13 protein-coding genes and 1 pseudogene are annotated in these 9,397 nt (G+C 56.8%); 6 read left to right on the top strand and 8 right to left on the bottom strand.

The features are described from left to right. Window positions 1-190: pseudogene (locus ABIB66_RS43180) on the top strand (ATP-binding protein); the annotation flags it as partial. Between the two features lie 83 nt (window positions 191-273). Here ABIB66_RS43180 and ABIB66_RS43175 read toward each other — a convergent pair. Next, window positions 274-807 carry a hypothetical protein gene (locus ABIB66_RS43175; protein ID WP_275174837.1) on the bottom strand — a complete coding sequence of 178 codons (534 nt, stop codon included), beginning with the start codon at window positions 805-807 and terminating at the stop codon, window positions 274-276. Between the two features lie 611 nt (window positions 808-1,418). On the opposite strand from ABIB66_RS43175, the gene ABIB66_RS43170 reads away from it, so the two are divergent. After that, window positions 1,419-1,769, top strand: coding sequence for a hypothetical protein (locus ABIB66_RS43170; protein ID WP_354260043.1), 351 nt, complete (start codon window positions 1,419-1,421; stop codon window positions 1,767-1,769). A 229-nt stretch (window positions 1,770-1,998) separates the two neighbouring features. Here ABIB66_RS43170 and ABIB66_RS43165 read toward each other — a convergent pair whose 3' ends face one another. Next, window positions 1,999-3,420 carry a hypothetical protein gene (locus tag ABIB66_RS43165; RefSeq protein WP_354260040.1) on the bottom strand — a complete coding sequence of 474 codons (1,422 nt, stop codon included), beginning with the start codon at window positions 3,418-3,420 and terminating at the stop codon, window positions 1,999-2,001. A 728-nt stretch (window positions 3,421-4,148) separates the two neighbouring features. On the opposite strand from ABIB66_RS43165, the gene ABIB66_RS43160 reads away from it, so the two are divergent. Next, on the top strand, window positions 4,149-4,502 hold the full coding sequence (locus ABIB66_RS43160) for a hypothetical protein (RefSeq protein ID WP_275174834.1): 354 nt from the start codon (window positions 4,149-4,151) through the stop codon (window positions 4,500-4,502). A gap of 281 nt (window positions 4,503-4,783) precedes the next feature. Here ABIB66_RS43160 and ABIB66_RS43155 read toward each other — a convergent pair whose 3' ends face one another. The 4 genes from ABIB66_RS43155 to ABIB66_RS43140 form a co-directional block, all read right to left on the bottom strand. Beyond that, on the bottom strand, window positions 4,784-5,050 hold the full coding sequence (locus ABIB66_RS43155; protein WP_275174832.1) for a hypothetical protein: 267 nt from the start codon (window positions 5,048-5,050) through the stop codon (window positions 4,784-4,786). A gap of 121 nt (window positions 5,051-5,171) precedes the next feature. Further along, window positions 5,172-5,582, bottom strand: coding sequence for a hypothetical protein (locus tag ABIB66_RS43150; protein WP_275174831.1), 411 nt, complete (start codon window positions 5,580-5,582; stop codon window positions 5,172-5,174). A 1-nt stretch (window position 5,583) separates the two neighbouring features. Then, on the bottom strand, window positions 5,584-6,108 hold the full coding sequence (locus ABIB66_RS43145; protein WP_275174829.1) for a hypothetical protein: 525 nt from the start codon (window positions 6,106-6,108) through the stop codon (window positions 5,584-5,586). A 12-nt stretch (window positions 6,109-6,120) separates the two neighbouring features. Next, window positions 6,121-6,378, bottom strand: coding sequence for a hypothetical protein (locus tag ABIB66_RS43140; RefSeq protein ID WP_275174828.1), 258 nt, complete (start codon window positions 6,376-6,378; stop codon window positions 6,121-6,123). A 158-nt stretch (window positions 6,379-6,536) separates the two neighbouring features. On the opposite strand from ABIB66_RS43140, the gene ABIB66_RS43135 reads away from it, so the two are divergent. Next, window positions 6,537-6,782 (top strand): helix-turn-helix domain-containing protein, encoded by a 246-nt coding sequence (locus ABIB66_RS43135; RefSeq protein WP_275174827.1) that lies wholly within the window; start codon window positions 6,537-6,539, stop codon window positions 6,780-6,782. 264 nt (window positions 6,783-7,046) lie between these two features. Here ABIB66_RS43135 and ABIB66_RS43130 read toward each other — a convergent pair whose 3' ends face one another. Next, entirely contained in the window at window positions 7,047-7,379 is a 333-nt protein-coding gene (locus tag ABIB66_RS43130) for a hypothetical protein (protein ID WP_275174826.1), read from the bottom strand. A 529-nt stretch (window positions 7,380-7,908) separates the two neighbouring features. Between ABIB66_RS43130 and ABIB66_RS43125 the strand changes: the two genes are divergently transcribed. Then, a complete protein-coding gene (locus ABIB66_RS43125) occupies window positions 7,909-8,469 on the top strand; it encodes a hypothetical protein (RefSeq protein WP_275174825.1) in 561 nt (186 codons plus the stop codon). A gap of 221 nt (window positions 8,470-8,690) precedes the next feature. Here the strand turns inward: ABIB66_RS43125 and ABIB66_RS43120 are convergent, their stop codons facing one another. Beyond that, window positions 8,691-8,999 carry a hypothetical protein gene (locus ABIB66_RS43120; RefSeq protein WP_354211936.1) on the bottom strand — a complete coding sequence of 103 codons (309 nt, stop codon included), beginning with the start codon at window positions 8,997-8,999 and terminating at the stop codon, window positions 8,691-8,693. Between the two features lie 199 nt (window positions 9,000-9,198). On the opposite strand from ABIB66_RS43120, the gene ABIB66_RS43115 reads away from it, so the two are divergent. Further along, window positions 9,199-9,397, top strand: a 199-nt coding sequence (locus ABIB66_RS43115; RefSeq protein ID WP_354260036.1) for a hypothetical protein, incomplete at its 3' end; no start/stop codon positions are given.

The raw sequence follows: 9,397 nt of genomic DNA, 5'->3' as shown, positions 1-9,397 counted from the left end.
TCGTCGACGATCGACACCAGCGCGGATCGACCATCATCACCAGCCAGGTGCCGATCGAAAATTGGCATGAGGTCATCGCCGACCCGACCATCGCCTCGTCCACAACGCTCACCGCCTCATCCTCAAAGGAGACAGCATGCGGAAAATAACTGCCCAACGCGCCAATCTTGACGCCGCGAAGAAAACCTGACCCAACTCCTCATGCCGGCAACGACACCCCGGCCGCCTTCGTCGGAACAGGTGGCCGCCTTCGATCGGAATGCATGGTCGCGTTCAATCGGAATCCCTGGCCGCAATCCCCGGAATCCGCACTTCGGCCTTAGCGGGGTTCAGCTTGAAGGTTTCCCCGTAGCTTTTCAGGAGCATTTGAGTGACGCTCAGATCGCGGCGGATCGATCGAATTTTACCGGCGTCGAACGCGCCATTCCCCCGCTTGATCTCGTAGGCGCGAAGGGTCTTATCCGCATTGTCGAATGCGATCATGTCGATCTGCAATGAGCGGACTGCCTCGCCGTAGGGAAGCGTTGTGGACGAGTACGCTTCGTCGGGCTGTTGCCCCACAATCTGGTCCGCAGCGCGGGAGACCTTGAATGCATCCTCCCTCCAAACCTTGTGCCGATTGCTCTCACGAAGACTTTCCCTGATAGCGACTTCGAGAATCGCACCGTGGCGCTTGTAGGCCGAGCTAATGATGCTGGTCTGGCGGGAAAATTTTTCGCCCGAGATTGGGTCAACCAAGAAACGCTGCGACGCCAGTCTGGAAATCGTTAGATCTACTACCGGGGTGACCCTATCGAGATAAGCCATCAATGCCGCCTGTGAGAAATGCGGCAAAGCTACAACCTAACCGGGTTGCCGGGTTCCCCATTCTTAGGCAATGGTTAATGGCGCCAGAAGTCGGCAGCGGTAACGAGGACTCAATGACGAACCCTGCGAACGAGCTGCGCCCTACGGCAATGTCGCTGCTGAAAGCCGAAATCACTCGTTTTTACAAGGCGCTGAGGTGCTTTGCATCCGGGGTAGGTGCGGAGTTGGAAAGACCTACACCTGGGAAATGTTCTTAGGCGAGGTCCATGCCGCCGAGCCTCTCCAGCAAAAATACTCATACGTCTCGCTGTTTGGTCTCGATACGCTGGACAAGTTCAAGACCACAATTTTCGAGAACACGTCCCAATCGAAAGCATCGGGAGCGAGCCATCGCTTAAAACCCTCGACCTAAATCTCAGGCAGGCCGGCACCAGTCTTCTAAAGGCCTTCAAACCTGGTTTAGCCGCGGCGGCTGATCAAGTGTCGTTCCTTGCGGTGCGGGATTTGATCGTGTGTATCGACGACCTTGAGAGAAAAGGAGAAAAGCTGCGAGTTGTTGACGTGTTGGGTATCGCCTCCCTTTTGAAGAGCGGCGTAACTGCAAGGTCGTAATGATTCTGAACGAAGAAGAACTCGAAAACAAAAGATCAGAGACGTTTGCGAAATACAGCAAGAAAGTTATCGACTCCTCCCTCGTCTTTGCACCCACGCCTGTCGATTCTGCTGAAATTGCAATCAAGGGGCCCGCCCCTCACATGCGGCAGCTTGCCGACTGTGGGATCAAACTTGGAATCGCAAATATCCGCATTCTCAAGAGGCTGGAGCGCTTTGTTTCGATGGTTGAGACGAGCATGCGGCGCCGCGCCAAGCCGGCTCGATTGCGTTTTCTGCTGCGAGGATGTGGCAAGTGCCAAGGCGTTCAGGAACCGATTTGCGCAAGGTTCTCAAATCTACGAGGTTGAGATCCAAGCCACCACTTTGACGCACATTGGAAACTACGATCATTGACTGACATGGCGGACGGCCCAACTGTCGAGACCATTCAGGCGAGCGCCGCTTCCTATTGGAGGGACGAGCCAAAGGGCATCAAAGAGATCCTGGTTGGAGGAGCCGTGAAAATCGTGGCGAGGATCGATGGATAAAAGTGGACCCGCCAGCCTGAACCGGCGGGCTCACCTCGGTCTTGTCATTTCACGCCCAGAGGCCCTCCGAGACAATCTCGACGCGCGACATGGTCCCGTCGAGGTAAGCCGGCGCGTCGAGAGGCAGCGGAGAGTGAATGTCCCCGTATGCCTTCATAGGATTTTCCTTGTTGAAGGCGGCAATCAAGCGTCTTGCGCACGCCGGGATGTCGGTCCGACTAACACGACGCTCCGAAAGTTCGATCCAAAGGTCACCTACAATATCATCGCGAGCGCTTTTCTGAAGGTATCGCGGCGTGAAGCTGTACAGCCACTCGTAATCGCCATCTTGCGGCACATAGAGCGGAATATCATTGCGCACGAAGTCAGATGGGATTTCGACCGGCAACCCACGGATAGGCGCTATTGAATGGACGCTGCTGAAGCTTCGGACGGTGCCTGGATTGCGTGCCGCCATGGCCCAGCGCCTATTCACATCTGGCCGTGTCAACCTAAGGGTTCGCACTTGTAAGAAAGAGAGCGTCGACCGACGGCCAGCGGCCGGACTTGTGAGTTGTTTAAAGCTCATTCCGGTTAAGAGACCGCACTCGACGGTTCTAATGGCCTCCTCCGTCACTGGGGCTCCGATAAAGGCTCGCCGGCAAGTAATACAGGCACGTGTACCATTCCTCGAGTCGACTTTGACATTGTCGTCTGTGAGGGCGTGTCCGTATTTGCAATGGGTTTGGTATCCTCGAGACCCCGCCGCCGTTGCGAGCCTAGAATTTCTCGTGATCACCGGCTTGAACTTTGCCTCCCATGCTGGATTGCTCTTTCGATACAGCCTCAACCTAATCGTGTCATACTCACTAAGCAGTTTTCTTAAGGAGGCACCCAAATTAAGCCACTTTTCGATCAGTACGACGTCATCCGGCGTCAGGTGCACTGAGCCCTTAGACAAGGTTAGACGCGCTTCGATCTTCGGCGGCTCGGTGAAAGTCGTGTCCTCCGCCAGATAGCGGCCAACACCGCTCCAGTTGCGGACGCAGGTTTCGCACAACTTATGATCCCATTTCCGCTCTGCATGCATTTTAGCCACGATTTCGACAGACAGCGGGTGCCCTCGATTGCAGGCGGTGCGGCTGGCCACGGTGCGATTGTACACTCCTTCAAGAATCCGAGACTTGCCATTGCTCTCCACAAGAGCGCAGGCCTTCTCACCCCATTCAGGGTGCAATTCGCAATGCCTGCGAAATGCATCCGCCGAGCAAATCGGTGGTTCGCCGGCGCCGCCTGTGAGCATCCGAAGCGACTGGCCGGCTTCCAGCCTCGCCATGAACGTGTCAGCTTCGGTCGAGTTCATGGTGAACACTTCACCATTCACTATTGCGGAAAAGCAGCCGTGACAAAACTTGCGAGGACGAGAACGACCTCCATAACCGAAGCTGGACAGCGGTAAGCTCTGCTCACATCGACGACACTGCTGCATCATGACTGTCTCCTTTTGAGGAAGCGCGGAATGCGCGCCGTGAAGCCGAATCCTGAATCGCGGCGGCGCGTGGGCGACCTCCGACATCAGGATTTCTCATTGGACGCGGACAGCATTTGAGTCGGTCTTAGGACTTCCAGTCTGGATCGTTGCCTTCGTTCGATGCGATCGACGGATGGTGCGAGATGGCACGTCCGAAGTCGCGGATGCGCTGGCACGTCGCGCAGCGGACGCACGGCTGAAGCTCTCGCCGGGCGGCAGTCTGAGGTGGACGCGGCAACCAGGGGTTTGAGGGCGGGCCAGATTTCAGCAGCGGCAAACCGCCCCAAATGCAGCTCCAAAGGCCGCTCAGCCAGTCCCGTGGCGCCTTCCCTCAGCCCAGAACGATGGTTTCAACTCTCAGGCAGGCACGCACCTGTAGGCATAGGCGGCGGGTAGGTTTGCTATCGCGGGCAGCAACGCGAGGAAGTCTATAGGCCGCCGGCATCTCCTGCAGATGAGCGTCGGTGCATTCTGCGTGTCATCGCCTCGCGCCATTGCCGGTCCAAAGGTAAAGACTGTAGTTCCACTAGCAGGCGCTTGCATCTCTGGGTGACTACCGGTCGTGCATCAAAACAGGCGCACGCCAAGGTTAACTGACGGTAGAGGTTGGAAGCTTTATTTTACTGGTTGTAGGAAGTCACGGTTTCAATTTCTCTGGTAGATGTCCGAACACCCCATTGGAGGAAATCATGGCTGTTCTCGGAGTACTGCTTTTTGTTGTTTGCGCAATCTCGGTAATTTACCCTCTTCGCTTTCTTATGATCCCGAACCGGCTTGTTGCCGTTTGTGGCGTGATCGCATCGTTTGTGATCATCGCCACCAACGCGCCGCCGCAGACAAAGACGGCGAATGCCGCCGAGCAGGCACCAGCCTACACAAGCTCCGGCGGCTGCAAGACGGACGTCAATGGTGACATGAAGTGTTCTCACGAGTCCCAGCTCAATCTCTTTGGCAGCACCAGCCGGTCGAGTTCTGAGATGAAGTGCGGACAAAATCTTGTCACGCTTGCCTACGAGTGCAAATCATCAAGCAGCGCGTATTGAGCGATAAGGCCTGCCAGCGTGAACTGGCAGGCCTTTGAATCGCAATGCACGGAAAGGTGCGCTGAAACTTCTCGCCCTTCTGTCCGTAGTATCAGTATCCGGGATTTTGTTGATCCCTCTCGGGGCTGGACTAAACCCATCGCCGCCGGGACAAGGTATTGTTTGCCCGGCGGCGCATTTATTTGGCCTGGAACCGATGTAACCGACCTAGCAAGGTAAGCCCCATGCTCAGCCAGAAGCAATGGCGAGCCACCTGAGCCGCTAGGCCCATAGAGCTCGCATCAATCGCATGTAGGCTCCCCATGCCATGCGGCATGATAGTTGAGATCCAGCTTGTCGAGCATTCGGGACAGGTGAAACATGGCGAACACTAGCTCCGAGTGCGAGCCGTGGTCCGCTTCCGACATAAGCTGCTCAGTAATCTTGCCCATCATCAGGCAATCACGGATCGGTGTTTCCAGGTCGCGGAAAGCGTTGCTGTGTAGCTTCGCTACCTCTTCCTCGGTAATCATCCTGGTTGGGAGCGGCAGTTCAACGATGTTGCTCATGCCATCACCCCTTACGCGCTTCTTTCCCATCATGCCCCCACTGCCATCAGGGCAGGCAAACTTTCGGCCGGCGAGGCGAGCAGGAATTGTTGTCACGAACCGCGGCTATCATCGTCATCAGCTACAGCAGTAAGAAAGAAGCGCAAGCACGCCCGCGGCGGTTGAGTATTTTGCAAGCGGCGTTGGTCTCCACATCAAAGGCCTGCAACATCGCATCTTCACTTACCTCAATGCGCTGATCGTTGGTCCTTGCATCCGTAAGCCGAACGCCTGCACCGACGATCTGTCGCGCTAGGGCACAATGAGCATCTACGGCGGCCTTCATACCTTCCCGCGCTCGCTTGTGGGCCTCGATAGCTTGAAATACAGGATCGGGCTCGCTGACCGGCGGGCTGCTGGCAGCATTGGCAAAAGTCGCGCAACTTGCTGCCGCAAGCTCCGCCGTCGCCAAAAAGACGCGCCTGTTCGGTGTGGTCTTGCCGTCCGTATGGTCGCGCGTCATCGGCGCGCCTGAAGATACCGCGTTGCTCATTTCATCTCGCAATGTGAGGGGTGAGGTACTCAATTACTCGCTTGCAGCCGAGCGGGCTGGTTATTTCACCTCCTTCCGGGCTTGCCAATGGCTTGAACGAGAAGCCCTTGCGGACGCCCTCAATGGTTTCGTGAAAGTATCCCTCGCACTGCCCGACTGTGCCGAACCTGAGAGCGAGTATGCCGATTTCGCGCTGCTGCTCGGGCGACAGCCGGTCCCATGCCTTGCCGGCATTAAACGCGGCAAGTTCGTGAAACGTGGGCAGGCGATCCGAGAGGGGTATTTCCGTGGGCTTTGCGACTTCAATCGGGGGCGTGCCGCCGCGTCGCACGCCGATGATTGTCCGCGCGTTCCAGGTGGCCGCGCGCTCGCGGTCGCCCTTCTGCAAGTGAACATCGACCATGCCGCGCGGCGTCTTGGCGCCCGCGTTTACGCTAAGCACGACTTCCTCGGAGCCGGTCACGTCACGGCGCATAAGGTGGCGCGCGACCTTGACGAAGGTGCTTTGGTTGGATGGCGCGAGCATGTGTCCGCTCCCTTATGCCCAACGCTGAGCGGGCAGCTCGAAAGCCGGCGCCATGCCAGTGCGCGCAACGCGGGCCTCAGCGAAGCCGCTGCGGATCTGGAGCCCGAGGTAATAGCTGTAGGGGCGGTTGACGTGATGGGCGCGCTCCCGGCAGGCGAGTTCGTCGGCATAGTCCGCCTTTGCTCGGGCATGGGCTTCGATCAGGATTTTGGATCGAATGGCGGCATGTGGTGAGCGCCGCTTGGTCGTGACGGAAGCCTCACGGCGCACCTGTTGCTTGGTGAAGGAATGGTGAGGACAGAGCTCCGCCGTTCACCGGAAAGGTGCTCTTTGTCATCTGGGTTGCTCTCGCAAGATCTATTTGATAGAAATTCTATTAGTACGCCTGCGCGGCGTACTCAATAGGAATTCTATCAATCGGAGTCTGAATGTTCTCAGTCCGCCAGATGAAAGCCGCGCGTGCGCTTCTCGCTTGGTCACAGGGCGACTTAGCCGAGGCCTCGGGGGTGTCTGAGCCAACCATCGCTAGACTTGAGTCGGAGGATAGCGAACAAGTGGGCGGTCGGGCGGAGACAAGCGCGAAACTTAAGGCCGCTCTAGAGAAGGCCGGCGTCGAGTTCATTCCAGAGAACGGCGGCGGGGCTGGGGTGAGGATGAAGAAGCGCAATCGCTGATTTTTTTATTCGGAAGTACCCCACCCATTTTGGGGCCCCAGCTCACCTACTTGCGAGCTGCAAAAGAGCCTTTTCCGCAGCCACCGCGGATGAGAAAATCGGGCGAACTTACCCACCCCAAAAAAGGGGCGAATCTTTTTGTGCCGATTATGCTCAATACCCCGGTTTTCATAGGTCGAAAAATCATCTCGCAAATCCAAAAAAGTCGAATTTTGCGGCTCTTAAATGTCGGGGACGCGATGCAGTTCATTCCGTCGATGCCGGTTAAATCGACGGGTCCCATGCCAAGGTTATGGTTTCGACCACCCCGCTGGGGGAATCTTCAATTCGCTCGATAAACCCAGCATGCTCAGCAATCTTCATGCATCCGAAGTCCATGCGCTTCGCCACTCCACCCACGGTCAAGAAGTTGATCGGAAGCGTCCTCGTCCCTGTCTGTTGAGCGAGGCGAACCAGATTTCTATAGAACGCCGACTGACGACCTGTTTGCTTGGCCGGAGCATCCGCGAATTGAGCTGCAGGCCGCAGCTTGCCGGGATTGCTCAGGGTCTTTGCGCCCGGCGCTTCTTCCCATTCGAAATTCAAGGTAACGGTCATGGTTTTGGTTGTCCTCTAAATCATCGCTCGCCTGGCAACTACGTTGACGGCGCATCCCGCGCAGAAATCTTCTTCGATCGTCGTGGGACAAGGTATTTGCGTTTGTAGGATAGCGGCGCTCCTCTGAGCACCGCTTGTTGTCACGACCGAGAGCATTCCAAGCCGCTAGGCGTTACCTTAAGTTACCTCGCGCAGTCCGAGAAGTTCTTGAGGTCGGAGATCTCGAGACGAAGGCCATCTACTGATGGATGTGTCAGCCCAGCTGGGCCGCCACGAAATCCACCGTATGTCCCGGTCGTCGAGCATTGCCTTAACTTCGGCGGGTGTGGCCTTGCCCATTGCCACGAGCTCATCAGTCTTGAACTCATCCACGACGAACGGCTTGCCCGCCTGGCGGCAAACCATCTTGACGAAGCAAGCCACATCTCCCGGCATAGCCGCCACTGAGCGCGCCTCGCTTAAGAGGTCACTTTCACTATCGTAGAGCGATTGCCCAAAATTCCGGACTCAACAGTAGCATGGCCGTTTCTTGACGATCGGAAAGGAACAACCGCAACAACAGCGCCGCGACCATAGCGTCTCTACATCTGTTCGCGCCGATCCTCATCGCGAGCCAGCTGTCGCCAACCCGGTTGAAAGCCGCCCCCAACCCAATGGCGAGAGCGAAGATCAGATCAAACTCGGCGTTGCCGAATATGCCATGCCCAAGCCATTGAACTATGCAGGCGATAAGAGCGACCCCGATATGAAGGGCGGTGAACTGCGCCGAACGGGTTGCCGATCGAACATCGCCCAAGCGGCCCAAATCAGCAACGCCAACGCGCACCACTGCAGATGCCCGAGATTGCCCATGATGTTCGACCATGCTTATTGGCGCGGCGTCAGAAGATTAGGAATGAAATTAGGGCCACAGATCAGAACACACACCGCGAGCCCGACCAAGACGGCCTCTGCACTCGCTCTGAAAGCCTGCAGCGCGAACTTGCTGCGGACCACGTATAACCATGTGAGCGACACCAAGGGGACAGCGATATTGTTGTGCTTCCAAAACCCACCGACGACCATCAAGAGTAATGCCGGGATCGGGTAGGCACCTCGTTCGGTTTGCCGCAAGAACCACACTAAACCGGCGCTCATGATTGCGAGGCCGGGTAACTGCGGATCGTTGGCTCCGATGTAGATTGTCGAGTTGCGCGACATGATGGCGAGATACCAGAGCGGGGCCACCACGGCACCGAGACGCCCACCCGTCAGTATCCGAACTGCGGCGAGCACTTCGATAGCGAGCGCGCCCAGGCCGACCAGCGAAAGCTAGCGTCCAACGTAAACGCAATCTACATGGAGTACCTTGCCGAGGAGACCGACCGCGTAGAAGGACAGCGGCGGATAAATATTCCCGATTAGACTTTCTGGTGCTGGATAGAGAGGCGCCTGTGCCGCAGCTGCATCCTGCCAGTAGGCATTCCAGGACTCGGTGAACCAGATCTCCACCATGAATTGGACTCGCCAAACCGGCCAAGCAAGGAAGTACGCAGCCGCAAATGTGAGCAGCGCAAAATAAAATGTCGAGCGCGCATCCACCCGTGCGACAGGGTGTGCGCCAGCAATCGAATAAGACAATCAGGAGCCCCCCGGCCCTTGTGATATGAACAGGAGCATTAGCGCTCCTCTACAACTTCAGCAAGCACCAAAAGGTCGGAGTACGGCTTCAGGACAGGATCAGCCTCAACGGCTGGCCGCAACTCGCGAGAGCCGTGTTCGACTCTGATCAACTGGGCGGTTAGCCAGCGGCTATGTCGGCTTTGGTGACGTAGATCTGATGGTCATCCAAGAGCCTGTTCAGCTTCACCTCAAGCACATGGTTTTGCCAGAAGATGACGGACCGGATGATTGCAATGAACAACGCTGGAATGCTTTCGTAGTGTATTCCTCCGGGGTGGGCCGCCTTGTTGAGTTGCAGGTATCCGACGAGGATCTAGCTTTAAGGCTAGCCTTAAGGTCGGTAGATGCGGGTAGAG

Origin of the sequence: Bradyrhizobium sp. F1.13.3, assembly GCF_040548265.1 — a bacterium.
GTDB lineage: Bacteria > Pseudomonadota > Alphaproteobacteria > Rhizobiales > Xanthobacteraceae > Bradyrhizobium.
Note: the sequence above shows the minus strand (reverse complement) of the source record. Positions and strands in the feature narration are given on the sequence as shown.

What these genes read in the sequence shown, in the direction of transcription:
- ABIB66_RS43150 (WP_275174831.1), bottom strand. Translation starts at nt 5,582, where the DNA reads ATGAGCAACGCGGTATCTTCAGGCGCGCCGATGACGCGCGACCATACG.
- ABIB66_RS43130 (WP_275174826.1), bottom strand. Translation starts at nt 7,379, where the DNA reads ATGACCGTTACCTTGAATTTCGAATGGGAAGAAGCGCCGGGCGCAAAG.
- ABIB66_RS43160 (WP_275174834.1), top strand. Translation starts at nt 4,149, where the DNA reads ATGGCTGTTCTCGGAGTACTGCTTTTTGTTGTTTGCGCAATCTCGGTA.
- ABIB66_RS43175 (WP_275174837.1), bottom strand. Translation starts at nt 807, where the DNA reads ATGGCTTATCTCGATAGGGTCACCCCGGTAGTAGATCTAACGATTTCC.
- ABIB66_RS43165 (WP_354260040.1), bottom strand. Translation starts at nt 3,420, where the DNA reads ATGATGCAGCAGTGTCGTCGATGTGAGCAGAGCTTACCGCTGTCCAGC.
- ABIB66_RS43170 (WP_354260043.1), top strand. Translation starts at nt 1,419, where the DNA reads ATGATTCTGAACGAAGAAGAACTCGAAAACAAAAGATCAGAGACGTTT.
- ABIB66_RS43135 (WP_275174827.1), top strand. Translation starts at nt 6,537, where the DNA reads ATGTTCTCAGTCCGCCAGATGAAAGCCGCGCGTGCGCTTCTCGCTTGG.
- ABIB66_RS43145 (WP_275174829.1), bottom strand. Translation starts at nt 6,108, where the DNA reads ATGCTCGCGCCATCCAACCAAAGCACCTTCGTCAAGGTCGCGCGCCAC.
- ABIB66_RS43155 (WP_275174832.1), bottom strand. Translation starts at nt 5,050, where the DNA reads ATGAGCAACATCGTTGAACTGCCGCTCCCAACCAGGATGATTACCGAG.